The following is a 24,551-nucleotide window of genomic DNA, read 5'->3' on the forward strand; positions in this document are numbered from 1 at the left end:
CCTATACCAGTTGCTGTGCATCTGATATAAGGCGATTTTTTATCTATTATGCAGCAATTTATGTTCCTTGCCCTTCAGGATTCCCTCATAAACCTCTGCAATGATCGGATTTTCATCGGATCTCTTGATCTGTGCCATGCTGTCGATCTTATACATTCCATCCAGCCGGGCCTGTTTCGTCCTCGGTCCGATCGGCACCGGCTGTCCACCACCGGCAATACAGCCTCTTTTACATGCCATCACTTCTACGAAATCATATTGGACTTCACCGGCTTTGATCCTCTCCAGCAGTGTTTCTGCACAGCGAAGACCATTCACCACTGCAATTTTCACCGTTCTGTCCTCAAGCTGGATGGAGGCTTCTTTGATTCCTTCAATCCCGCGGATTCCCGTAAAGCTGATGTCCTGCAGATCTTCCATCCTGCTGCTGTGTACCAGACGTCTCAGAACTGCCTCGGTCACACCACCCGTTACTCCAAAGATCGCTGCTGCCCCCGAAGACAGACCAAACGGCATATCCAGTGCCTCCGGTTCGATCTGCGACAGATCTATTCCCGCTTCTTTGATCATACGGGTCACTTCTGTCGTGGTCAGTACATAATCTACATCCTGCTGCCCTTCTGTAAAATGCTCCGGTCTTTTGATCTCTGCTTTTTTTGCCGTACATGGCATAATCGAGATCACAACCGTCTTGCGGAGGCTTCGTCCTTCTTTTTCCGCTTCTGCCGCTTTCATCCGGGCTTCTTCCTTCAGCAATGCTCCGAACATTGCCTGCGGAGAACGGCAGGTGGAAATATTTTCCCGAAATTCCGGGTAACGGTTCTCACAGAACTTCACCCAGCCCGGACAGCAGGAAGTAAATAACGGAAGATTCTTACCGGATTTTAAACGCTCCAGCAATTCTGCTGACTCTTCCATTACCGTCAGGTCTGCCCCGAAATTTGTATCATATACCTCATCAAATCCCATATGTCGCAGAGCTGCCACCAGGCGTCCCAGTGTATTTTCACCTTTCGGGATTCCAAATTTATCTCCGATCGCCACCCGGACAGCCGGTGCGATCTGTGCCACAACTCTGATATTCTTATCCGCCAACGCTTTCCATACCGGATCAACATCCTGCCGGATACTGATCGCACCGGTCGGACAGACCGCCCTGCACTGTCCGCAGCCTACGCAGTCAGTCTCTGCCAGCTCTCTGTTAAATGCCGGCATAACCTGCATTTTTGAACCCCGGAAAGCAAAATCCAGAATGCCAAGTCCCTGGATTTCATCACAGGTACGCACACAATCCCCACAGAGAATACATTTATTGGGGTCTCTTATTACACAATCCGAAGAGGTATCCAGTGGAAGTGGTTTCTTATGATTTTCAAATCTGATCTCTGAAATACCCAACTGGCTTGCCAGCTTCTGTAACGTACAGACTCCATTTTTGGCACACGTTGTACAGTCACGGCAATGGGATGACAACAGCAGTTCAATGATCATTTTCCTGTGATGCTGCAATCTTGGTGTATTTGTATAGATCACCATACCATCCCGTGGTACTTCTGAACAGGATGCAAATACCTTTCCACGTTCATCTTCCACCACACACATCCTGCACGCCCCATAGGTTGACAGTTCTGAATGATAACAGAACGTAGGAAGATCGATTCCCGACTTTCGGATCACTGAGAGGACATTTTTTTCATCTGTAAAAGCCACTCTCCTGTTGTTAATTGTCATATAGCCCATACTCTGTTCCTCCTACCCTTCAATATGAATCGCACCAAATGCACAGGCACTCGCACATGCTCCACATTTGATACATTTTTCCGTATCGATCGTAAATGGTTCCTTGATCTTTCCGCTGATCGCACCGACCGGACAGTTTCTCGCACATTTTGAACATCCTTTACACCGCTCAGGACTGATGATAAACTTTCGTAATGCAGTGCAGGTATGGGAGGCACATTTCTTTTCAACCACATGCTCCACATACTCATCATGGAATACTTTCAGCGTACTCATAACCGGAAGTGCCGCACTCTTTCCAAGACCGCACAGTGCAGTTTCTGTGATCATGTTCGCCAGTTCCTCCAGCAGATCAAGGTCTTCCAGCTTTCCATTTCCTGCCACGATCCGCTCCAGGATCTCCAGCATACGCTTTGTTCCTTCACGACATGGCACGCACTTTCCACAGCTTTCATTCTGCGTAAAATTCATAAAGAATCTCGCCACTTCCACCATGCACGTATGGTCATCCATCACAACCAGTCCGCCCGAACCGATCATTGCCCCCATTTTTTTCAATGAATCAAAATCCAGACTGACATCCAGATCTTTCGACACCAGGCATCCTCCTGACGGACCTCCGATCTGCACCGCTTTGAACGCTCCGTCTCCTTTGATGCCACCACCAATATCGTAGATCACTTCCCGCAGGGTCGTTCCCATCGGCACTTCGATCAGACCTGTATGCCGAACACTTCCTGTCAATGCAAATGCTTTTGTTCCCGGACTTTTTTCCGGTCCGATGGAACGGAACCATTCTGCTCCTTTATTAATGATCATCGGAACATTGGCAAAGGTCTCTACATTATTAAGAACCGTCGGCTTTCCAAACAGACCCTGTTCCACCGTCCTTGGCGGTTTGACACGCGGCATACCTCTTTTTCCCTCAATGGACGCAGTCAATGCACTTCCTTCTCCGCAGACAAATGCTCCTGCACCGCGATTAATATGTAGGCGAAATGAAAAATCTGTTCCTAAAATATGATCGCCTAAAAGACCGCTTTCCTCTGCCTGTGAAATTGCCCGTTTCAAACGGCTGATCGCCAGCGGATATTCCGCTCTCACGTAAATATAACCTTCTCTGGCTCCTACCGCATAAGCCCCGATCATCATTCCTTCGATCATCTTATGCGGATCTCCTTCCATAATACTCCGGTCCATAAATGCTCCCGGATCTCCCTCATCACCGTTACAGACTACATAGCGGGTCTTTTCTTCCTGACGGGCTACCTGTGACCATTTATATCCCGTTGGGAATCCACCGCCTCCTCTTCCTCTTAAATTGGATGCTGAAATCTCTTCCACCACTTCCTGCGGTGTCATCTCAAACAGGACTTTCTCTAATGCCTCATATCCTCCGGTGGAAATGTATTCTTCTATATGTTCTGCATCAATATGTCCACAGTTTTTCAGTACATTTCTCGTCTGCTTTTTATAAAACGGGATTTCTTCCTGCTTTTTATACTCAATCCCATCCTGCTTAAATAAAAGATGACGGATAACATCTCCCTTTTCGATCGTTCTGTGGAAAATCTCATTGCAGTCTTCCGGCTTTACTTTTGTATAAAGGATTCCTGCCGGTTCGATCCGCATCAGCGGTCCCATTTCACAGAATCCGTGACATCCGCTTTTCTTCACTTCCAACGGGCCACTACCATGAGCAATCTCCGGTCCAAATTCCACGTCAATATCCGGATTTTCTTCTGCAAGTTCGCTCATCCGCCTGTATATCTCACCTGATCCGCCTGCCAGACACCCGGTTCCTGCACAGATCAAAATCCTGCAACGGCTGTCGCTGATCTTTTTTGCCGCCTCTTCACGAATCTGATGAAGTATTTCTCTGCTCGTAATTTTTTCCATACTTATTCCGCTCCTCTCAATTCGTGAATCAGTTCTGCCGCAGCATCCGGGGTCATTCCCGGATAAACCTTATCATTTACTGTCAGAACCGGAGCAAGTCCGCACGCTCCAAGACAGGAAACTGTCTCCAGTGTAAATAACATATCGTCCGTTGTCGCCTTTTCTTCTGAAAGTCCAAGTTCACTATAAAGCCGTTCCAAAATCGGAATTGACTTTCTGACATGACAGGCAGTTCCATTACAGACTTTAATAATGTACTTTCCCTTTGGTTCAAAAGAGAAGTTTTCATAAAATGTTGCCACACTGTATGCCTTTGCTTCATTGATCCCAAGTTTCTTCGCCACATACCTCAGAAGTTCCGGTGGAAGATACCGATATTCACTCTGAATGTCCTGAATGATCGGAATCAGTGAAGCCGGTTCAAGTCCATGCTGCGAAATGATCTCATCTGCTTTTTTATAGTAGGTTTGATCTAACATATAGCTCCTCCTTCAATATTTTTGTGCAGTTCTTATTATACTTTGATAATTTTCTATCAATTTGTTTTTATTATAGGTTATTTTATATGATTAATCAATAAACATCGCCCTTCAAATGTCTATTTTTAACAATTTTAGTTTTCCTTTCCACTCTTTATTTTCTTAATTTTCCCTTTATTTCCAATAAAAAATGGGCTTTACTTTTTTCTGATTTCTTGCTTATTTTTTTATATATATTGTCTTTTAGTTCCGAATCTGACAAAGAATCACTATTTTAGTTCTTAATAAAATCATAAGGAAGTTTAATTTTCTTTTATAAATTAAACATAATTTGGACACATTTTATGATTATACTAAATGTCAGATAGTTGATTAACAACTATCTCCCCCCTCATAAAGTGATGGCATCCCGGCAGACCCGGGGTGTCAGACTTTAACTCTCATTCCTTTAGATAACTATAAAAAACCGAAAACCCGTTGGCCGAAAGGTCAGCGGGTTTTCTCCGTTCTTATCACTCTTGTCTCATCCTCACTCTTATCTCATACAGATAAAAAGGTTCTGTCTGGAAGACTATCTTTCCGGTACTTCCATGACAGAACCTTTTCATTTCATCTGATTTTTCAGACTGACTTTCTATTCTTAGACTGATCCCGGAAACAGGGCTGTGGAGATCTTCTCCATATCAGAATCACTGATTCCGTACTGACCATCAGAATCTTTTGTTACAGCAATTTCGATCGTCGTTGTATCACCATATGTATTACCATCGATCGACTTCTGCATACTCTGGATCAGCAGATCCTGGAACATACTTGCATCCGCCTGGCTTACATCCTGTCCCTGATCCATCATCTCCTGTGCAACTGCAGTTGAATTATCTTCCAGAGTCTGATATACATCAGACGGAGTTACCTCGATCGTTACTGTAAAATTGCCATCCTTATCTTCCTTGGCTTCTTTTACTTCGTATTTTGCAAGATTATCAATCTTTACAAGCATATCCTTGTATTCCTGCTTTTCTTCCTCTGTAAAATCTCCCAGAGCTTCCAGTCCGCTCAGCTCTGTATCGACCTGCTCGTCTAATGTATCCTCAATCTCTGCCTTTGCATCCTTTTCTGAAATACCGCGGGCTTTCGCATACTCGTCATATTTCTGCTTATAATTAGCATCCATTACGCCTCTTACATAAGCTTCTGCATCAAACTTCGTTGCTCCACCGCATGCGGTTGCACTTATTACAAAAATGAAGGTCAGCATAAGTGCAAGAACTTTTTTCATTTTTCCTCTGTTCATAAACTTTTTCTCCTTTTTTATTTGAACCCTCTGCGGAGGTTCCCACTCTCCACATAGATCCATCAGTTACGTGATAAGTTTATCATTTTTTACTTAGATTATCAAGTTTTTCTAATTTCTTAATGAGATATTTATATTTTTTCTGTTTGTTTTAGAATTTACTCATATTTTTGACACACATTTTGTCTATACTAATACTCAGATAGTTGATGAACAACTATCTCCCCCTCATAAAGTATGGCACAGGAAGTGCCAGCACTTTACTCTCATTCCTTTAGATAACTATAAAAACCACGAAAACCCTCACAGCCGATGCTGTGAGGGTTTTCACTGTCCCCATATCTGCCCTGTCTGCCTTTCGAGCAAATAGAGAGCAGATTTTCGGGTTCTGATTTTGCTTTCGTGTCTGTGTCCGTTCCATTAAAAACTTCCCTGCGGTGTATCGGCTTCGCCCCTGACCACTGACTTCGCTGCTTCATATCACTTTAAGCATTTTCACTTCCTATTGATCATTCCATATACTAATAAACCACCACCTGCTATACCTCCAAAAATCAAAATCAGAGTACAGACATTTGCATTCACACAAATATGATTTGTCCAATCAGAAAAATGAGTGGAAAGTATTGTTAATTGCTTTTTATGTTCCGCGAAATATGCATACACATCATTTGTAAATGCCATCCAGATACAACTTATGATTAAAATGGTTCCTGCTTTTATCCATCCATTTACCGGAAGATACCTTGCCACCCAAAACACAAGCCATACTCCCGCCATAAGAATAAATGCAGCTATATAACCAGCTCTCATTCCCTCTCTATCTCCCGAATGATTACATACTTCAAAAATCGTAAGAAAAAGCCACAGGGTATCCCATGCCAATGTAATTAACGCCTTTTTATCAGACAAAATCGGGGGCAATGTTATATTCCTGATTACCAACGGGAAAAATACAACAGTGAGGTTGCTGATATTATCCATAAGGAACTCGCTCAGACGCTGTAAAACCAAAGTGTCCGGGAGAGTATATTTCTGTACCAAATCCCTTGTAACAATCGTTTCGTAGACCTCGTTGATATAGTTTGTTCTGTCTTTTTCGGTTCTATAAGCATAGGAACCTGCCAAACCGCCCTTGATAGCATACTCATCAAAGAGCTTATCTTTGTCACTAATATCATCATAATATTGGCAATATTCCTGAAAGCTGAAAGGAAACACATGAATTTCAATATAGCGTCCGGTAAACAGAGTTGCCAGATCTGCACTCAACAGGAAAGCATCAGAGCCTGTTACATAGATGTCGTATTTTCCCTTAGAGTACAGGCTGTTGATTGCCAGCTCAAACTTGGGACACATCTGAACCTCGTCTACAAACAGGTAGTTCGTTTTGCCTTCCTGATAATGTTCTTCCACATAGGCGTGTAAGGCATGGTATTCCTTGATTTCTTCACCCGCTTTCAAAAATTGAAATTTTTTCATTTCTCGAAACCGCTTCGCTGTACTTATTATACTGTCTGCTAATAGTATATGCAAGATGTCACTTTCAAAAACACAATTTTTTTTATTTTTTGAAAGCGGAAACTCAAGTTTTAGTATAATTGACAAATTAAATGGGATATGCTAACTTAGTATTAAGCATTACTTACATATAAAACGTTGCAATTATGGATGTTGTATGGGGAATATTATTAAGTTTATGTTATAGAAAGATTTTTTATGAAAAAGAAAATAATTGCAATGCTTACGGTGATTTGTTTATTATCAATGCTATTTTCAATATCTACTTTTGCATCAGATATAGATACAGTTCAATCTGAAAATCATCACTTTACTCAAGATGAAATGAGCAAACTGGTTGAACAGAATATTATATATCAAGAAGAGATTCCAGTTCAACTAACAGACACTAAAGCTAGAACTGTTGTTGAAGCTACAGTACGATTTAGGGTTCATTATGATAATACTAATGGATTAGCTTTTTCTACAGAAGTAATAGCTGTTGTAGGTGGTGGTACTTTTACAAAAACTGCACTTGTTACCATACCCTAAATATTGGAGGCATTTATGAGTGATTATAAAGAAATTTTAACTTCGGACCGTGTGTATAAAAAATACAAGTCTATCATCCCTGATACAAATGTATCTATTGATGACATCATACAAAAATTGTCATATTTTTATAAAATTTCAAAGGATACTTCTGAAAAGGGTAAGAAAATATTAGAATATTATAATGAAGTTGGATCTGTATATTCAATAGAACCTCCAATACCTCAGGATCTGATGAAGGTGATGAATGTTCCTGTGACATTGATGTACGTTAATCCTGCCACGAATCAATTTATACTAAGTGGTCAGTCAGAAAAATTCACTGAAAAAATTACGGCAGAAATCGTATTACTACGAGGATTGACAAAAGCGGAACATAATAGTAAAGAATTAGTATTTCATTATGTGGATACGATTAATCATTATTATAATTGAAGAAATATTCTCTTTACCAACACTCAATAGCCACCTTATATGTAAATGACAAAAAGTAACCGTCGCCCCGGGCAGCATATCTCCCTGCTCTCCTGGGATTACGGTTACTTTTTATGTAAATAAACTTATCACTTTTTATCTTCGTTCTTCCATCCACTCCAGCAGATCAGAAAATACCTGCTCTCGATCCGTCTCATTGAGCAGTTCATGCCTGTCTCCTGCATACAGTCTTAGGCTTACATCCTGAATCCCCGCTGCCTGATAGATCTCATAAACTTTTCTGACACCTTTTCCAAAATTACCTACAGGATCATCAGCTCCTGCCGTAAAAAGGATTGGCAGACTCTTCGGGATCATATAGATGCTTTCCTTCTTTTCCATCGCCATCATCCCCGTAAACATCCCGTAATACGCATTTACAGTGAACATAAAGGAGCAAAGGGGATCTGACACATACTCTTCCAGACGCTGCGGGTCACTGGTCACCCAGTCTGCTCTCGTCTGAGGATGCCTGTATTTTTTATTGAAAGCTCCAACCGCCATGCGGTCTACCAGTCTGCTCCGGTAATGCCAGCCGCGGAATGCAGCCATAAAACGGCACAGCCTTCTTCCTGATACAAGTGTATGATACGGCTTATCCGCAACTACTCCCATAAAGATCGCTCCGGCAAGTCCATTTCCATACATCTGCACATACTGCCGCAACAGACTTGATCCCATGCTATGTCCCAGCATAAAATACGGAACATCGGGATACTTCTTTGCTGTCCGCTGACGCAGAGTATGCATATCACCGATCAGACATGCATTCGCATACTTTTCATTGAAAAATCCATACTCTGACTTGCTCTGCACAGACTTGCCATGACCCAGATGGTCATTCCCGACTACATAATATCCGTGACTGCACAGAAATTCAGCAAACTCATCATATCTTTTAATGTATTCTACCATCCCGTGACACAACTGAACGACCGCCTTCACTTCTCCTGCCGGCTTCCATTCTATTGTATGGATCTCAGTATTACCATCCTTCGACGGAAAATAAAATTCATCTCTCATGATCTAATCATTACCTGTCATCTAATTTAATATACTCACGATACGGTGCAAGTGGTTTATACGCCGGTCGTATGATCTTATCTACATTCTTAAGCTCTTCCAGTCTGTGAGCACTCCATCCTACGATACGTGCCGCTGCAAAGATCGGCGTATACAATGCCGGCGGAAGATCCAGCATACTGTAAACCAGTCCGCTGTAAAAGTCCACATTGGCATTAACACCTTTATACATCTTACGCTTCTCACCAATGATCTCCGGTGCCATATGCTCTACTTTTTCATACAGTGCATATTCTGCCTCATGACCTTTCTCAACTGCAAGCTGCTTTACAAAACGCTTGAAGATCTCGGCACGGGGATCGGAAATGGAATAAACCGCATGGCCCATTCCATAGATCAGACCTTTTTTATCAAAGGCTTGCTTATCCAGCAGTGCCTCCAGATAAGCACGGATCTGATCATCATCGCCCCAGTCCGTCAGTACAGACTTCATATCCTCAAACATCTGCGTTACTTTGATGTTCGCTCCGCCATGCTTCGGACCTTTCAGGGATGCCATTGCCGCAGCGATGGTAGAATAAGTATCCGTACCTGAAGAGGTAACCACATGCGTCGTAAAGGTCGAGTTATTACCACCGCCATGATCCATGTGAAGTACCAGCGCCATATCAAGAATCTCTGCCTCTAACTCTGTATACTTTCTGTCCTCACGGAGCATCATCAGGATATTCTCTGCTGTGGAAAGCTTCGGATCCGGTGCATAGATATAAAGATCCTCTCCCATCCTGTAATTATATGCGTGATAACCGTAAACCATCAGCATCGGGAACTGGCTGATCAGGTTCAGACACTGACGCAGCACGTTCGGAATACTTGTATCATCCGCTTTCTCATCATAAGAATAAAGCTGAAGGATACTCCTCGTGATGCTGTTCATCATGTCACGGCTCGGTGCTTTCATGATAACATCACGCACAAAATTCGGAGGAAGCATACGGCGGTCAGCCATCATCTCCTGAAAGTGAGCCAGCTCTTCTTTATTCGGAAGTTCTCCGAACAGAAGTAAATATGCGGTCTCTTCATATCCCGGGTGCTTTGCATCAAGGAAACCTTTGACCAGATCCTTGATATTATAACCTCTATAATACAGGTTTCCTTCGCATGGAACGGATATACCATCCACGATCTTTGATGCACATACATCCGAAATATTCGTCAATCCGGCAAGTACACCCTTACCATTTAAATCACGAAGTCCTCTTTTTACTTCATACTTTGTATAAAGTTCTTTTTCAATCGCATTGTTCTTCTCACATTTGAGTGCAAGTTCTTCAATCTCAGGAGTGATGTCGAAAAATATGCTGTTAATATCTTTTGCCACGTACGTATTCCTCCTTCTCTCTGTCTCTTTTCCATGTATGACCTTTTTATTATACTAAAATAAGTCTTTTTATACAATTAACTGACTATTAAATCTTTATGAAATCATCAGCCTGAAAATTTTAGAAACGACATTCTGACAGCAGATCTGCCAGCTTCGCAAATTCTTCAAGGGTCAGTGCTTCACCCCTGATAGAAGCTCCACGCCCCAACGCTTCGATCGCAGCTTCTATTTCTTCCTTTGTATAGTCCAGTTCCGGTGAATTTTTCAGTCCGTTGGCAAGCGTTTTTCTTCTCTGATTAAAAGAAGCCCGGATCAGACGGAACATCAGCTTTTCATCCTTCACTGTGACTGGAGGATTTTCATAACGCTCCAGCCGGATCACCGCAGAACCGACTTTCGGCCTTGGCATAAAGCAGTTCGGAGGTACATTTGCCACAATATATGGCTTTGCGTAATATTGCACAGCAAGCGATAATGCACCATAATCTTTCGTCCCCGGACCGACCTGCATCCGGTCTGCCACTTCTTTCTGCACCATAACTGTAATGCTTTTGATCGGCACATGATTCTCAAACAAGCCCATAATGATCGGTGTCGTGATGTAATACGGAAGATTGGCAACGACCTTGATCGGCTTTCCTCCATTTTCTTCCTCTGCCAGTTTTGCGATATCGACTTTCAGTACATCATGATTGATGACCCGCACATTTTCATACTCTGAAAGGGTATCCTCCAGAATCGGGATCAGTGCCTTATCTATCTCTACCGCGATCACCTTTTTTGCCGCACAGGCAAGGTACTGGGTCATCGTTCCGATTCCGGGACCGATCTCCAGCACAACATCATCTTTTGTGATTTCTGCTGAACCGATGATCTTATCCAGTACATGCGTATCGATCAGAAAATTCTGTCCGAATTTTTTCTGAAATACAAAATTATATTTTTGCAGAACTTCAATTGTATTCTGCGGATTTCCAAGAGTTGGCTCTTTCATTTTCTCTCCTTTATTCAATGACCTGCTCTTTCAGCAGCCTGCTTTCATTGATCTGATAAAGCTGCTTTGCATTTTCCTCTGTCTGCCGGATGACTTCCTCCGCAGAGATCCCTTTCAATTCTGCAATTTTCTCTGCCACATAGGAAATGTAAAGCGAACAGTTTCTTTTGCCACGAAATGGTTCCGGGGCAAGATATGGGCAGTCCGTCTCAAGCACAATGGATTCTAACGGGATCTCTTTGACAGTTTCTTTTAGTTTCTTTGCATTCTTAAAAGTTACCACACCACCGACTCCGATGAAGTAACCCATTTTCACATACTCCTGTGCCATCTCCGGTGAATAGGAGTAGCAGTGGATCACTCCATTCAGATCTTTGCCGTATTTTTTCATGATCTCCATTGTATCTGCTGCCGCCTCCCGGCTGTGGATCATGACCGGTAACTTCTTTTCCCCTGCCAGTTCCAGTTGCCGGATAAACCAGTATTTCTGGAGATCATGTCCTTCTTTATCCCAGTAATAATCCAGTCCGATCTCTCCGATGGCAACGATCTTTTTTCTGTCGGCAAGTTCAGACATTCTCGCAAAATTCTCTTCATTTAAGTCACCCACTTCGTCCGGATGAACCCCCACCGATCCATAGAGAAACGGATATTTTTCTGTCAGTTCGAGAATTTTATCCCAGGATGCAACGGCTGCTGCTGCATCTACGATCATCCCAACACCGCCTGCTTTCATTCCCGAAAGAAGTTCTTCCCGGTCTGCATCAAACTGCTCATCATCATAATGTGCATGCGTATCAAATATCATCGCTGTCTTCTCCTAAATAAAATACTTTGTAGAACATTTCCAGTGATTCAAACAACTCTTCTTTTGTCTTCTGCAATTCCTTGATCTTCAGCACACTGCCGATCTCATCAAAAGTAAAATCATCTTCTTTATGATCGACCTTCAGCTCTAAATTTCCATTTTCATCATAGACAACCATCAGGATTCCGCCCACATCTGCCGTATAAAGCACGCACATGATCTGCAGTTCCTGCTTCACTTCTTCCGGAAGAGAATTAAATTCCGGGTTCAGATAAAATTTTCTCTCATATGCACTTGCCGCACATAATACCATTTCTTCATCCATTCCTGCTACTCCTTTTCTTTGAATATCCGTCTGGTTCTTCTCCCCGGTATCCCGCCATTCCTTTTTACTGTGTCCCTTTGCTGTATCCTGCTGTTTTCTTCGGATCATCACATTTTACACGTATCCGTACACGCCTCGCACAGAGACCTCGCCGGCGTAGACTTCTTCGATCGTTCCATCTTCTTTCCGCACGATCAGTTCACCGGTCTTGTTAATTCCGAGTGCATGGGCAACATATTGCTCTTTCGCTCCAAGGATCATGACATCCCGGTCTTTATTTACGAGCAGTTCACTATACTTCTCCATCAGTTGTGACAGATCTCCCGTCTCCATGAAAAGAGCATAATTCTCTTCCAGTCGCTTCATAATGGCAGCGATCAGAGGGGCTCTTTTCACCTTATGTCCGCACTCCAACCGCAGGGAAGTCGCACGCTCCCGGATCTCCTCAGGGAAATCCGTCAGATTGACATTGATCCCTACTCCGACTGTTACATGATTGATATAATCGATCTGCGTACTCATCTCAGTCAGGATTCCGACCAGTTTCTTACCATGAATGATAATATCATTGGGCCACTTGATCTGAATCTGCTGCTCTCCGCACACATCTTTGCAGTCCATAATTCCCTCTGCCACGCTGCACGCCATAACCAGCGTCAGCATGGGAGCCTGGTTCGGAGTGATCTGCGGTCTTAATAAGATCGACATGGAAATACTTTCTCCTGCCGGTGAATCCCATGACCTTCCCCGCCTGCCTCTTCCGGCTGTCTGCCTGTCAGCAACTGCCAGAGTGCCTTCCACTGCTCCCTCATCTCCCAGTTGCTTGATCCGCAGATTCGTAGAATCGACTTCATCATAATAAACAATATTTTTCCCGGCCCACTTTGTATCCATCAGGCTTTCCAGTTCTTCCTTCGTCATCACATCCGGGCTGTCTATGATCCGGTATCCCTTATTCCGTACCGCTTCTACCTCATATCCTTCTTCCTGGAGCTGACGGATCACTTTCCATACTGCCGTCCTGGATACTCCAAATTTTTCACATAACTGCTGACCGGAAATATATCCGTCTGCCTCCCGGAGCATTTTTAAGATTTGTGCTTTCATTTTTACTTCCTCACAGACCATCTGCTTTTTTCAACAAAGATTCGCTATTCCTTATTCAAATGTGCCTGACACCACATAAGTGTCAGGCACATTATGATCCATTCTATCCGAATTTTAAAATTCTCCCAACGTAGCAACCATCACTGCCTTGATCGTATGCATTCTGTTCTCTGCCTCATCAAATACCTTAGACTGTGCAGACTCAAATACTTCATCCGTTACTTCCATATCCTTAACGCCGAATTTCTCATACATTGCTGCACCGATCTTCGTCTTCAGGTCATGGAATGCCGGCAGACAATGCAGGAAGATCGCACTTTCCTTCGCATTTGCCATCACTTCTTTTGTCACTTTATAAGGAGATAATTCTTTAATCCTCTTCTCCCATACTTCATCCGGCTCACCCATGGATACCCATACATCTGTATAAATAATATCTGCATCCTTTGTGCCTTCCTTTACATCCTCAGTCAGAGTGATCCTTGCACCGGATTCTTTCGCATAACCTCGGCAGGTCGCTACCAGCTCTTCGTTCGGGAAATATTCTTTTGTCGTACATGCAACGAAATCCATTCCCAGCTTGGAGCAGGCGATCATCAGGGAATTACCCATATTGTATCTTGCATCACCCATATAGACCAGCTTCAGTCCTTTCAGTTCTCCGAAATGCTCGCGGATAGTCAGCATATCTGCAAGCATCTGCGTCGGATGGTACTCGTTGGTCAGACCATTCCACACCGGAACACCGGCATACTTTGCAAGATCTTCTACAATCTCCTGACCATATCCACGATACTCGATTCCGTCGAACATTCTTCCCAGAACTCTGGCAGTATCCTCAATGCTTTCCTTTTTACCGATCTGAGAACCTGACGGATCAAGATAGGTCGTTCCCATTCCCATATCATGTGCTGCCACTTCAAATGCACAGCGGGTTCTTGTACTGGTCTTCTCAAAGATCAGGGCTACATTCTTTCCACGGTAATGATCCACCGGAATTCCCTTTTTCTTCTTCTCTTTCAGATCTGCTGCCAGATCGATCAGATATGTGATCTCTTCCGGTGTAAAGTCTTTCAGTGTCAAAAAATTCCTTCCTTTTAAATTCATCTTACTGTCCCTTTCTATTCGTATCAATGTATGCATGAATCCCGGCAGCTCTGTCTGATCTGCCTGCTCTTCATATCTCTTTGCCACCTGTTCCCTCAGTTCATCCACTGTATAAATATGATACTTCGGAACTTTCATCAGCTTTGCTCCTGCCTCCAGCATGGCAAGATACAACAGCTTATCCGAAACTCCCGGTTTCAGCTTCAGAACCAGTCCCAGCTCTGCCTTTTCTATCTCCGAAAGATGCTTCATCCGGTTCTCATACCAGACTTCTGCATGATCCTGATCGATATAATAGATCAGACCTTCCAGTCCATACAGCATCCTTTTTGCATCATAATAGCCAATCTTCATATTCTGCCGGCTTTTCCTGCCGTCAAACTCAAGAATACTTCCCAGCCGGACTCTCGGTCCGATCCGGTAGATCTGTGCGTCCTCGGGCAGCTTTACCCTCGGCTCACGCCCCGGTCCATAAATCCGTATCTCAATAATATCCTTACAGCCCCGCTTTACGAGCGAACCAAGCGGCACATTGTTCACCACGCCACCGTCAATGTATCGCTTTCCACCCATTTTCTCATTCTTAAAACCTAAAAGATAAGCACTTGCAAGGAGAAAATCTTCCAGTCTTCCCTCAGGAATATCCTCAAGCCCTAAGTCCAGTTCTTTAAAATCGGTCAGTGAAAACGTGAGCAGATAAAACTCTTTCCCTGACTGCCTGATCTTTTCTTCATCGACCAGCTCATGGATCAGCTCTTTCAACGGTGTCACATCGATCCCGCCTGCAGTCACGACCGACCAGATCTGCGAAAGTACATCCTTCACTTTATGCTCTCTCTCAAAAAGCCCTTCCATCCAGCCGTCATCTACATTCATGACCTTTGAAAATGTCATGCTCTTCCAGATGTCCTGTGCCTTTTTCAGATCATCCATACAGATCAAAGCACCATTCAATGCTCCTACGGATGTTCCCGCCACTGCATGGATCCGAATCCCGGCTTCTTTCAGTGCCTTCCACGCACCGATCTGATACGCACCTCTTGCACCGCCACCGTCCAGCACAACTCCATATTCTTTCTTCCGGTCAAGTAAAAGCTTCATTCTTTTCACCTCGGTCCACTGACGCTAGTATACTACAAAAATGCACTCAAATGCAACACTGCCTCCAACCGCCTTACTTTCCTCTCTATACTGCCGCCAGTGCCTTATTTTCTTCTCTGCCTTCCTGCCTCGAACATCAGGACCGCTGCCGCCACCGCTGCATTCAGCGACTCTGCTTTCCCGCACATCGGAATCCGGATCAGACAGTCTGCACATTCTGACACTTCATCTCTTAACCCATTTCCTTCATTTCCGATCAGGAATGCACAGCCTTCGGTATAATCTTCCTCATCATAAACATTTTTTCCGTTCAGATGTGCCGCATACGTTCTGATTCCCTGACTGCTCAGACTTTTCACTGCTGCCGGAAGATCTTTTACATAGAAAAACGGCATCCTGAAGACAGCTCCCATGGTCGAACGGATCACCTTGGGATTGTAGACATCCACACTGTCACTGCTCAGCAGGATTCCCGTTGCCCCGGCTGCCTCAGCGGTACGAAAGATCGTTCCCAGATTTCCCGGATCCTGCAGGTTGTCCAGCACGATCACGTGCGGAACTCTGATCTGATGGTTCTCCGGATTCTTCTCCTTTTCCCCGGATTTTTCTTCACACTTTAACGCACTTTTTCCGAGTACGTCTTCCATCGTATACTCCAGTCTTTTTACGACCGCTAAAATTCCCTGTGGATTTTTCGTATCCGATACATAAGAAAATACTGGATCTGAAAGAACTTCTGCAGGCATTCCCAACTCCCTGATATATGCAGGATTTTTGCGTTCAAAGCTCTCCGATATATACAGCCGTTCAATCCGCTCTTTCGGGATTTCTTCCACCATCCTCGGGCCTTCCACAAGAAAGATCCGCCTTTCATCTCTTAATCTGCTTTTCTTCTGAAGCTTCGCCAGCTCCTTGATCTGTGCATTTGACGTACTTGTAATCATTGTCCGTTCCTCTACTTTTCTTCTATCTTGATCTTTTCCAGGATTTTATTTGCTCCGATCAGAACCAGGATCACATTTCCCGGCAGTGGTGTCTGCGGATCAAAAGAGAGATCCATTTTTTCACCCTGCATGACTCCGACTACCGTGATCCCGTACTTCTTACGCACATCCAGCTCTGCAAGACTTTTTCCTTCCCATCTGCGTGGTACGGCTATCTCCACGATGCTGTAGTCATTGGAAAGCTCGATCCAGTCCACAAATTCATTTGCTACCATGCTTTTGGCAATCCGGCTGCCCATCTCGATCTCAGGATATACGACAGAATCCGCTCCTACTTTTTCCAGGATCGTTCCCTGAAGTTTATCTTTCGCCTTTGCAACAACCAGTGGAATCCCCATCTCTTTGCAAAGAAGTGTTGCCATAATATTGGCTTCAGGATGCTCTGAAACTGCCACAACAGCCCCGTCCAGATTTCTTGCTCCCAGAGCCTGCAGAGCATCCTTATCCGTTACGTCTGCCTTCATTGCATAAGAAACCTTATCTGAAATTTCCTGGATCTTCTCATAAGAATCATCGACTACCATGACATCGCACCCCATTTTTTCCAATGACAATGCCACGCTTCTTCCAAAACTTCCCAAACCAAGTACTGCAAATTGCTTATTCATATCTTTCCCCTTATCCAATCATAATTCTTCCTTCCGGGAGAGAACGGAAATGTGTCGTTCTCTCCGCCCTTCCGGCAAATACAAGTGCCATCGTCACCGGTCCGATCCGTCCGATATACATCAGGATCATCAGCACGACATGACTCGCCCTGCACAGAGACGGTGTCAGGTCGGCTGTCAACCCTACGGTTGCCATCGCTGAAGTCACCTCGTACATCAGATTCAGGAAATCCTGTCCCGGTTCTAAGATCGTAAGCACCGTCACTCCTGACATCCAAAAGAAAAAGGTAACCAGTGAGATCGTAATGCCTGACCGTACCACCGTTTCATCGATCTTACGGTTAAAACATTCCGTATCCTTTCTGCCCCGCAGTACCGAGATCACTGTGAGAACCAGCATGGCTGCCGTAGTCGTCTTGATACCGCCTGCCGTTCCTGTCGGAGATCCGCCAATAAACATTAACAGACATCCAAGGAGCCTTGAACCCGGCCGCAGTGCAGACTGAGAGACCGCTGCAAATCCCGCGGTTCTTGTCGTCACCGACTGGAACAGAGATGCCATCAGCTTCTTCGTAACTGAAAATTCTCCCATGGTTGCCGGGTTGGAATATTCCAGTAAAAAGAATAATACCGTTCCAAATAAGATCAGAAACCCGGTCATGACCAGCACCACTTTGCTCTGCAGTTCCAGCCTTGTAAACAGCCATTTTAACGGTCTTGTTCCCCGTTCCCGGACTGCTTTTTTTATATTTCCAAGAATATCATACCACACCGGAAATCCCAGTCCTGATACGACGATCAGAAGAATCGTTGTAAAATTAATCAAAGGTGAACCCGCATACCCGATCAGGCTGTTGCTTCCCAGCAGATCCACTCCCGCATTACAGAATGCAGACACTGAATGGAAGATTCCGTATCCGACGCCTTTTACCACACCATAATCCTGTACAAACCGGATGGAATAAAAGACGGCACCGATCGCCTCCACCGTAAACGTCCCTTTCAGAACCCGGATAATAAACTTCACCATCCCGGACATCGTATCCAGTCCGTAAGACTGACTGATCATCTGCCTTCCCCTGAAACTGATCTTTTTCCTAAGCAACAGAAAAAATGCCGATGTACAGGCGATCACGCCCAGTCCTCCGATCTGAATAAGCACCAGCATGATCCCTTTGCCGATCAGTGTAAACTGCGTTGCCGGTACAACCGTCACCAGTCCGGTCACACAGACGCACGTAACCGCAGTGAACAGAGCATCCAGAAACGAAATTGGCTGCCGGTTTGAAAATGGCAGCCATAACAAAAGCCCGCCCGCAAGGATAATCCCCATAAATCCGAGTGCAACGATCTGCATCGTACTAAGCCGGAGCTTTCGTGCCGCCCACTCTTCTTCATCTATATGAATTTTTCTCATTCTTTTCAGATACACTCCTTATCATAATAAAACTCTCTATCATACTAGCACGTTGGACAGGGACAGGCAAGCAAAGAAGAAAAAGGCGTGTGAAAAAACATCCGTTTCTTCACACGCTCCTGTTCAGGTTTTTATTCATCCGTAGATTCAATCTCACCTGTAAATCCTGCATCCCGGATCATCTTCATCGTGTCGTCAATTCCCTGACCACCTGCTGTCAGATAACCTGATGCAAAAATAGAATCAACAACCTTGAATAATTCCGGCTCAATCCCTTTAAAATAAACTTCTCTTCCCGCAGCACAACGGATATCTGACTTCGGGATCATCAGTCTTGCCAGGCAGAGTACCTTCATGCAATATTCCGGTGTCAGTCCTGAAATATCACGGTCTGCAAGTCTTGTCCCTGGAATCGGAAGAAGGAAATTGATCGGAACGGACTCAGGGGAAATTGCTTTCAGATCCATCAGCATATCTACTACATCTTCTTTGCTCTCTCCCATACCGATAATTCCACCGCTGCAGATCTCAAATCCCAGCCCCTGCAACATTTTAATATTATTGACCCGCTGGTCATATGTGTGCGTGGAACAGATCTCAGGATAGAAAGAACGGCTGCTGTTCAGATTATGGTTGATCCGATCCAATCCTGCTTCTTTCAGCATCTTCGCCTGCTTTTCGGTCAGGAATCCGATGGAACAGCAGATCTGCGTATTCTTTTTCTTCATAATACGAATGCGTTCTGCCAGGTCCTCAATCTCTGCATCCGTAAACTTGATTCCGCTCAGACCAATGCAGTGCCTTGCAAGGTTCTTTTCATCCACCAGATCATTATCTCCGTATAATTTCTCATCCGATACCCGGCGGTACTTCTCGATCGGTGCGTGCGACTCACAGGACTGGGCACAGTAAGCACAGTTCTGTGAACAGTTTCCGCTACGCACATTTGTCAGCAATTGTACGCTGACCTTTTTCCCCTTATATTTTGTCCTCAATGCATACGCACAGGAAATCAGGTCTTCCATCTCTTCTTTCGGAAGATCAAGGATTGCTACGGCTTCCTCTCTGCTCAGGGAACGCTCTTCGTCCCAGTCTGCTAATAATGTATGTATGAATGTATCTGACATCGTTACTGTACCTTCTTTCATTTAGTATAATGCGGGCGGTCAGAAAATCTCAATTATAAGATTCACAGATTATTCCGTGCTGCACACTCCCACTAATGTTCTAGTATAAAAGTACCGTTTTAGATTGTCAACCATTTCTTAATGTGCAGTTTACATTCGTCTTAAAGATTTTTCACTGCACTTTCCAGTTGTGTCAGAGCCTTTTCCAGCGTCTTTCTTGGGCATGCCACGTTGATCCTCTGGAATCCGATTCCTGACTCTCCGAACATTTTTCCACCGTCAAGCCATAATCCCGCCTGGTTTTCCACAAAATCTTTCAGGTTTTTTTCCGCAATTCCCAGTCCCCGGAAATCCATCCACACCAGATAAGTTCCTTCGGTCTTTGTCACTTTGATCTGCGGAATATGTTCTTCCATCCATTCATGCAGAAACGTGATATTCGCTCCTACATACTTTTTCATTTCCTGATACCATTCTTCTCCCTGTGCATAAGCTGCGATCACCGCCTCGATCCCCGGTGCGGAAATCTGGCTGTAGCCGGCTGCCGTGATCTGCTTTGCAAACGCCTCCCTGAGTGCTTCATTCGGGATCAGGATATTCGATGCCTGTAACCCTGCAATATTAAAGGTCTTTCCCGGAGATGTGCAGATAACTGTAAAGTCTTTGTATTCCGGCTTCAGATCTGCAAAAACCTGATGCTTTCCTTCAAATACAAAATCTGCATGAATCTCATCGCTGACCACGATCACACCATGCTTCTTGCAGATATCTCCCAATTTTTCCAGTTCTTCCCGTGTCCATACACGGCTGACCGGATTGTGCGGACTGCACAGGATGAACAGTCGAATCCTCTTTTCAACGATCTGCCGTTCAAAATCTTCAAAATCAATCTTATAACTTCCATTCTCATCCTGATACAGTACATTATTTGCAACTTCTCTGTCATTGGACTCGATTACTTCCCGGAACGGATAATAAACCGGTTCCTGAATCAGCACATAGTCTCCCGGTTCTGTATATGCCTTCACTGCCATTGCAAGTGCAAAGACAACTCCCGGTGTCTTGAGCAGCCATTCCGGTTCGATCTTCCAGCCGTGACGACGTTCCATCCAGGATCGTACTGCATCAAAATATGTTTCATCTGTCTCTGTATAGCCATATACACCATGCTCTGCCTGACGCAGCAGTGCATCCTGAATATAGGAACTTGTCTTAAAATCCATATCTGCAACCCATAGCGGAAGGATATCTGCACTCCTTCCTCTCTGCACCGCAAAATCATATTTCAGGCAACGTGTTCCCTTTCGGTCCACGCCCTGTTCAAAATTCAGATTTCTTTCACTCATGTTCTTCTCACTTTCTGCCTCTTACCTTGCTGTTCTTTCGTCAGCTTTCCCTGTTATGCTTTTTGTCACTCTTTCCTGCAATTTGTCGTTCTTTTCTGCTCCTGCAATTCATCACATCACTCTGCCAGCGCCTGTTCCAGATCTGCGATCAGATCTTCTGCATTTTCAATTCCCACTGACATTCTCAGAAAGTCTTCCGTGATCCCCAGCCGTTCTCTTGTCTCAACCGGCACATCCCCATGCGTCTGAAGCATCGGATACGTGATCAGGGACTCTACTCCGCCCAGGCTTTCCGCATAGGAGATCAGCTTTACACTCTCAAGAAGTTTTCTCGCACGCTTTTCTGAATCTACTTTAAATGAGATCATACTTCCACAGCCGCTTGCCTGCTTCTGGTTGATCTCGTACCCCGGATGTTCCGGAAGTCCCGTATAATAAACTGCTTTCACTTCCGGGCGGTCTTTCAGCCACAGTGCAATCTTCTTTGCATTTTCCTGCTGACGCTCCAGTCGAACAGACAAAGTCTTGATTCCACGCAGTACCAGGAAACTGTCAAATGGCGGCAGACAACATCCCACCGTCTTGTATGTATACCGAAGCTTTTCAGAAAGTCCTTTCCCTTTGATACATACAAAGCCTGCAAGGACATCATTATGTCCTCCCAGAAATTTTGTACCGCTGTGGACAACCAGATCTGCCCCCAGAGTCAGCGGTTTCTGAAAATATGGTGTCAGAAATGTATTATCTGCAATGATCAATAACCCATATTCATCTGCAATTTCTTTCATTGCCGCAAAATCTGTCACCTTCATCGTCGGGTTACTCGGAGTTTCAATATAAAGTGCTTTTGTTTCTTTTCTGATACTTTTACGCACCAGTTCTATATCTGAAGTATCTACATAGGAAAAGGTCACGCCTCTTTTTTCACCGATACTCTCAAACATTCTCACCGTTCCGCCATACAGGTCTTCTGTGCAGAGGATATGAGATCCTTCTTCAAATAATTCCAGACATAATCCAATCGCTGCCATTCCACTTGTGCAGGCAATGCTGTCATCCGCTTCTTCCAATGTCGACATCACACTTTCAAGCTCATGCCTTGTCGGATTGCTCTCACGGGTGTAGTCGTATCCGGTACTTCTTCCAATTCCCGGATGTGCAAATGTTGCCGTCTGAAAAATCGGAACAGAGACTGCCCCGTAAGGATGTCCCTCCACAAGGCCTCCGTTTCCGTGAATACATCGTGTCTCAAATTTATATTCTTCTGCCATTTTCACTGCCTCCATCGTCCTGCAGGAACTTCCTCTGCCTGCTTATTTGTTCCACCATCTTCATCAGATGTAATACATTCCCTCTACGGAATCCTGATACCCCTCAAATGCTTCCACGAGATCTTTCAGTGTAATATCTTCAAGGATTTCCCGGTTCTTCTCATTGATCCTGTCTATGATCAAATGCTGGATCGCCTCCTGATCTCCCCGGAGACCTGACATATCGCCTTCTTCGTCTTCAAGATAGTAACTGCCTTCCAGTGCTTCCACAATCTCCGCCACCGTGATCAGTTCCGGTGCTTTTTCCAGGAAATAACCGCCCTGTGACCCCTTGATACTTTTCACAATATGTGCTTTACGGAGTGCCGAAAATACATGCTCCAGGTACTGTGCCGAAATATCATTTCTCTGTGCGATACTTCCAAGTGAAACCTGCTCGGTTCTTGAATTTACGGCAAGATCGATCAATGCACGCAGTCCATATCTGCTTTTTTTCGATAATTTCATTTTTTGCCCTCTTTCACTCAATTTTGTTGCTCTTAAGATAAACGGCGGGAGTATAACTCCCGCCGGATCATTTCTCAGTTTATGCCTTCATTTTTACTGAATTGCCTTAAATGCCTCATCCAGATCCTGAATGATATCATCAATATTTTCAGTACCGATAGAAAGACGGATCGTATTTGGTTTGATTCCCTGATCCAGAAGCTCTTCCTCTGTGCACTGGCTGTGAGTTGTTGTTGCCGGATGGATAACAAGTGACTTCACGTCAGCTACATTGGCAAGCAGTGAGAACAGCTCCAGATTGTCGATAAACTCCTGAGCCTTTGCTGCATCTCCCTTGATCTCGAATGTGAAGATTGATCCACCGCCATTCGGGAAATATTTCTTGTAAAGTTCCTGCTGCTTCGGATCCGGATCTACAGATGGATGATGGACTCTCTCTACCTGTGGATGATTGTTCAGATACTCTACAACTTTCAGTGCATTCTCTACATGACGCTCTACACGAAGGGAAAGTGTCTCAAGTCCCTGCAGGAAGATGAATGAGCTGATCGGTGAAATTGTAGCTCCTGTATCTCTTAAGAGGATTGCTCTGATCTTTGTAACAAAGGCAGCCGGTCCGCAGGCCTTTGTGAAGCTGATTCCATGGTAGCTCGGATTAGGCTCTGTCAGTGACGGGAATTTTCCTGAAGCCTCCCAGTCAAATTTTCCACCTTCAACGATCACTCCACCGATGGTTGTTCCGTGTCCCCCGATGAACTTTGTAGCGGAGTGAACAACGATATCTGCACCGTACTCGATCGGTCTTACAAGATAAGGTGTTGCAAATGTATTATCTACAACAAGCGGGATTTTATGCTTATGTGCGATATTTGCAAGAGCTTCAATATCAACTACATCAGAGTTCGGGTTTCCAAGAGTCTCGATGTAAACTGCTTTTGTATTTTCCTGAATTGCATTCTCAACTTCTTCCAGATTGAAGATGTCTACGAATGTTGTTGTGATTCCGTAGTTCGGAAGTGTATGCTCAAGAAGGTTGAAAGATCCTCCGTAAATGTTCTTTGCAGATACGATATGATCTCCCTGCTGAGCCAGGTTCTCGATTGTATATGTGATAGCTGCTGCTCCTGATGCAACTGCAAGTGCTGCTGAACCACCTTCCAGTGCTGCAATTCTCTTTTCAAATACATCCTCTGTCGGGTTTGTCAGACGTCCGTAAATATTTCCTGCATCTTTCAGTCCAAAACGGTCTGCTGCATGCTGGCTGTTACGGAATACATAAGAGGATGTCTGATAGATCGGTACTGCTCTTGCATCAGTTACCGGATCCGGCTGCTCCTGTCCTACGTGAAGCTGTAATGTTTCAAATTTGAATTTTCTGTCTTTTCTCTCTAATTTAGCCATTGGTCTGTTCTCCTTTTATCCCTTTATTCTGTCTTGTTATAAGGTTTCTTCTATTTGCTATAAACCGCTGTAAAATTTCTTCT

Annotated in this window: 22 protein-coding genes; 2 read left to right on the plus strand and 20 right to left on the minus strand. The window is 44.3% G+C overall.

Annotated elements, in window-relative coordinates:
• Positions 1 to 39 precede the first annotated feature (39 nt).
• The 5 genes from NQ541_RS11700 to NQ541_RS12995 form a co-directional block, all read right to left on the minus strand.
• Positions 40 to 1,740, minus strand: a complete 1,701-nt coding sequence (locus NQ541_RS11700; protein ID WP_005609488.1) for a [FeFe] hydrogenase, group A — start codon at positions 1,738 to 1,740, stop codon at positions 40 to 42.
• Positions 1,741 to 1,752: 12 nt separating this feature from the next.
• Positions 1,753 to 3,639 carry an NADH-quinone oxidoreductase subunit NuoF gene (gene nuoF / locus NQ541_RS11705; RefSeq protein WP_005609490.1) on the minus strand — a complete coding sequence of 629 codons (1,887 nt, stop codon included), beginning with the start codon at positions 3,637 to 3,639 and terminating at the stop codon, positions 1,753 to 1,755.
• Between the two features lie 2 nt (positions 3,640 to 3,641).
• A complete protein-coding gene (locus tag NQ541_RS11710; protein ID WP_005609492.1) occupies positions 3,642 to 4,118 on the minus strand; it encodes a complex I 24 kDa subunit family protein in 477 nt (158 codons plus the stop codon).
• Between the two features lie 640 nt (positions 4,119 to 4,758).
• On the minus strand, positions 4,759 to 5,412 hold the full coding sequence (locus NQ541_RS11715; protein WP_023920489.1) for a hypothetical protein: 654 nt from the start codon (positions 5,410 to 5,412) through the stop codon (positions 4,759 to 4,761).
• Positions 5,413 to 5,907: 495 nt separating this feature from the next.
• Positions 5,908 to 6,894, minus strand: coding sequence for an ATP-binding protein (locus NQ541_RS12995; RefSeq protein ID WP_023920488.1), 987 nt, complete (start codon positions 6,892 to 6,894; stop codon positions 5,908 to 5,910).
• A gap of 237 nt (positions 6,895 to 7,131) precedes the next feature.
• On the opposite strand from NQ541_RS12995, the gene NQ541_RS11725 reads away from it, so the two are divergent.
• Complete coding sequence (locus tag NQ541_RS11725) at positions 7,132 to 7,464, plus strand: hypothetical protein (RefSeq protein WP_005609496.1); 333 nt, start codon at positions 7,132 to 7,134, stop codon at positions 7,462 to 7,464.
• 15 nt (positions 7,465 to 7,479) lie between these two features.
• Entirely contained in the window at positions 7,480 to 7,899 is a 420-nt protein-coding gene (locus NQ541_RS11730) for a hypothetical protein (protein ID WP_005609497.1), read from the plus strand.
• A 135-nt stretch (positions 7,900 to 8,034) separates the two neighbouring features.
• Here the strand turns inward: NQ541_RS11730 and NQ541_RS11735 are convergent, their stop codons facing one another.
• The 15 genes from NQ541_RS11735 to NQ541_RS11805 all read right to left on the minus strand — a co-directional run bounded on the left by NQ541_RS11735 (position 8,035) and on the right by NQ541_RS11805 (position 24,468).
• On the minus strand, positions 8,035 to 8,961 hold the full coding sequence (locus NQ541_RS11735) for an alpha/beta fold hydrolase (RefSeq protein ID WP_005609499.1): 927 nt from the start codon (positions 8,959 to 8,961) through the stop codon (positions 8,035 to 8,037).
• A gap of 10 nt (positions 8,962 to 8,971) precedes the next feature.
• Positions 8,972 to 10,342, minus strand: a complete 1,371-nt coding sequence (locus NQ541_RS11740; RefSeq protein WP_005609501.1) for a citrate/2-methylcitrate synthase — start codon at positions 10,340 to 10,342, stop codon at positions 8,972 to 8,974.
• A 121-nt stretch (positions 10,343 to 10,463) separates the two neighbouring features.
• Positions 10,464 to 11,339 (minus strand): 16S rRNA (adenine(1518)-N(6)/adenine(1519)-N(6))-dimethyltransferase RsmA, encoded by an 876-nt coding sequence (gene rsmA, locus NQ541_RS11745; RefSeq protein ID WP_044940119.1) that lies wholly within the window; start codon positions 11,337 to 11,339, stop codon positions 10,464 to 10,466.
• A 10-nt stretch (positions 11,340 to 11,349) separates the two neighbouring features.
• Positions 11,350 to 12,147, minus strand: a complete 798-nt coding sequence (locus NQ541_RS11750; RefSeq protein WP_005609503.1) for a TatD family hydrolase — start codon at positions 12,145 to 12,147, stop codon at positions 11,350 to 11,352.
• Entirely contained in the window at positions 12,137 to 12,472 is a 336-nt protein-coding gene (locus tag NQ541_RS11755) for a DUF6145 family protein (protein WP_023920483.1), read from the minus strand. The genes NQ541_RS11750 and NQ541_RS11755 overlap by 11 nt, the downstream gene beginning before the upstream one ends.
• A gap of 114 nt (positions 12,473 to 12,586) precedes the next feature.
• Positions 12,587 to 13,579: a biotin--[acetyl-CoA-carboxylase] ligase gene (locus NQ541_RS11760; RefSeq protein WP_023920482.1), complete on the minus strand. Its 993-nt coding sequence runs from the start codon at positions 13,577 to 13,579 to the stop codon at positions 12,587 to 12,589.
• 114 nt (positions 13,580 to 13,693) lie between these two features.
• Positions 13,694 to 15,787 carry an ornithine carbamoyltransferase gene (gene argF / locus NQ541_RS13295; protein ID WP_005609506.1) on the minus strand — a complete coding sequence of 698 codons (2,094 nt, stop codon included), beginning with the start codon at positions 15,785 to 15,787 and terminating at the stop codon, positions 13,694 to 13,696.
• Positions 15,788 to 15,891: 104 nt separating this feature from the next.
• Positions 15,892 to 16,731 carry a TrmH family RNA methyltransferase gene (locus NQ541_RS11770; protein WP_005609507.1) on the minus strand — a complete coding sequence of 280 codons (840 nt, stop codon included), beginning with the start codon at positions 16,729 to 16,731 and terminating at the stop codon, positions 15,892 to 15,894.
• 11 nt (positions 16,732 to 16,742) lie between these two features.
• Positions 16,743 to 17,399, minus strand: a complete 657-nt coding sequence (locus tag NQ541_RS11775) for a potassium channel family protein (protein ID WP_023920480.1) — start codon at positions 17,397 to 17,399, stop codon at positions 16,743 to 16,745.
• 10 nt (positions 17,400 to 17,409) lie between these two features.
• Complete coding sequence (locus NQ541_RS11780; RefSeq protein WP_005609509.1) at positions 17,410 to 18,816, minus strand: TrkH family potassium uptake protein; 1,407 nt, start codon at positions 18,814 to 18,816, stop codon at positions 17,410 to 17,412.
• A 131-nt stretch (positions 18,817 to 18,947) separates the two neighbouring features.
• Positions 18,948 to 19,943, minus strand: coding sequence for a biotin synthase BioB (bioB, locus tag NQ541_RS11785; RefSeq protein WP_044940108.1), 996 nt, complete (start codon positions 19,941 to 19,943; stop codon positions 18,948 to 18,950).
• A 161-nt stretch (positions 19,944 to 20,104) separates the two neighbouring features.
• Positions 20,105 to 21,289: a MalY/PatB family protein gene (locus tag NQ541_RS11790; RefSeq protein ID WP_005609511.1), complete on the minus strand. Its 1,185-nt coding sequence runs from the start codon at positions 21,287 to 21,289 to the stop codon at positions 20,105 to 20,107.
• Positions 21,290 to 21,405: 116 nt separating this feature from the next.
• Positions 21,406 to 22,560 (minus strand): trans-sulfuration enzyme family protein, encoded by a 1,155-nt coding sequence (locus tag NQ541_RS11795; protein WP_147644478.1) that lies wholly within the window; start codon positions 22,558 to 22,560, stop codon positions 21,406 to 21,408.
• Between the two features lie 63 nt (positions 22,561 to 22,623).
• Positions 22,624 to 23,067, minus strand: coding sequence for an RrF2 family transcriptional regulator (locus NQ541_RS11800; protein WP_005609513.1), 444 nt, complete (start codon positions 23,065 to 23,067; stop codon positions 22,624 to 22,626).
• Positions 23,068 to 23,160: 93 nt separating this feature from the next.
• On the minus strand, positions 23,161 to 24,468 hold the full coding sequence (locus tag NQ541_RS11805; protein WP_005609514.1) for an O-acetylhomoserine aminocarboxypropyltransferase/cysteine synthase family protein: 1,308 nt from the start codon (positions 24,466 to 24,468) through the stop codon (positions 23,161 to 23,163).
• Between the last annotated feature and the right edge of the window lie 83 nt (positions 24,469 to 24,551).

It is taken from the genome of [Ruminococcus] lactaris ATCC 29176, assembly GCF_025152405.1.
Classification (GTDB): domain Bacteria; phylum Bacillota; class Clostridia; order Lachnospirales; family Lachnospiraceae; genus Mediterraneibacter; species Mediterraneibacter lactaris.

What these genes read in the sequence shown, in the direction of transcription:
- NQ541_RS11700 (WP_005609488.1), bottom strand. Translation starts at nt 1,740, where the DNA reads ATGGGCTATATGACAATTAACAACAGGAGAGTGGCTTTTACAGATGAA.
- nuoF (WP_005609490.1), bottom strand. Translation starts at nt 3,639, where the DNA reads ATGGAAAAAATTACGAGCAGAGAAATACTTCATCAGATTCGTGAAGAG.
- NQ541_RS11710 (WP_005609492.1), bottom strand. Translation starts at nt 4,118, where the DNA reads ATGTTAGATCAAACCTACTATAAAAAAGCAGATGAGATCATTTCGCAG.
- NQ541_RS11715 (WP_023920489.1), bottom strand. Translation starts at nt 5,412, where the DNA reads ATGAACAGAGGAAAAATGAAAAAAGTTCTTGCACTTATGCTGACCTTC.
- NQ541_RS12995 (WP_023920488.1), bottom strand. Translation starts at nt 6,894, where the DNA reads ATGAAAAAATTTCAATTTTTGAAAGCGGGTGAAGAAATCAAGGAATAC.
- NQ541_RS11725 (WP_005609496.1), top strand. Translation starts at nt 7,132, where the DNA reads ATGAAAAAGAAAATAATTGCAATGCTTACGGTGATTTGTTTATTATCA.
- NQ541_RS11730 (WP_005609497.1), top strand. Translation starts at nt 7,480, where the DNA reads ATGAGTGATTATAAAGAAATTTTAACTTCGGACCGTGTGTATAAAAAA.
- NQ541_RS11735 (WP_005609499.1), bottom strand. Translation starts at nt 8,961, where the DNA reads ATGAGAGATGAATTTTATTTTCCGTCGAAGGATGGTAATACTGAGATC.
- rsmA (WP_044940119.1), bottom strand. Translation starts at nt 11,339, where the DNA reads ATGAAAGAGCCAACTCTTGGAAATCCGCAGAATACAATTGAAGTTCTG.
- NQ541_RS11750 (WP_005609503.1), bottom strand. Translation starts at nt 12,147, where the DNA reads ATGATATTTGATACGCATGCACATTATGATGATGAGCAGTTTGATGCA.
- NQ541_RS11755 (WP_023920483.1), bottom strand. Translation starts at nt 12,472, where the DNA reads ATGGATGAAGAAATGGTATTATGTGCGGCAAGTGCATATGAGAGAAAA.
- NQ541_RS11760 (WP_023920482.1), bottom strand. Translation starts at nt 13,579, where the DNA reads ATGAAAGCACAAATCTTAAAAATGCTCCGGGAGGCAGACGGATATATT.
- argF (WP_005609506.1), bottom strand. Translation starts at nt 15,787, where the DNA reads ATGAAGCTTTTACTTGACCGGAAGAAAGAATATGGAGTTGTGCTGGAC.
- NQ541_RS11770 (WP_005609507.1), bottom strand. Translation starts at nt 16,731, where the DNA reads ATGATTACAAGTACGTCAAATGCACAGATCAAGGAGCTGGCGAAGCTT.
- NQ541_RS11775 (WP_023920480.1), bottom strand. Translation starts at nt 17,399, where the DNA reads ATGAATAAGCAATTTGCAGTACTTGGTTTGGGAAGTTTTGGAAGAAGC.
- NQ541_RS11780 (WP_005609509.1), bottom strand. Translation starts at nt 18,816, where the DNA reads ATGAGAAAAATTCATATAGATGAAGAAGAGTGGGCGGCACGAAAGCTC.
- bioB (WP_044940108.1), bottom strand. Translation starts at nt 19,943, where the DNA reads ATGTCAGATACATTCATACATACATTATTAGCAGACTGGGACGAAGAG.
- NQ541_RS11790 (WP_005609511.1), bottom strand. Translation starts at nt 21,289, where the DNA reads ATGAGTGAAAGAAATCTGAATTTTGAACAGGGCGTGGACCGAAAGGGA.
- NQ541_RS11795 (WP_147644478.1), bottom strand. Translation starts at nt 22,560, where the DNA reads ATGGCAGAAGAATATAAATTTGAGACACGATGTATTCACGGAAACGGA.
- NQ541_RS11800 (WP_005609513.1), bottom strand. Translation starts at nt 23,067, where the DNA reads ATGAAATTATCGAAAAAAAGCAGATATGGACTGCGTGCATTGATCGAT.
- NQ541_RS11805 (WP_005609514.1), bottom strand. Translation starts at nt 24,468, where the DNA reads ATGGCTAAATTAGAGAGAAAAGACAGAAAATTCAAATTTGAAACATTA.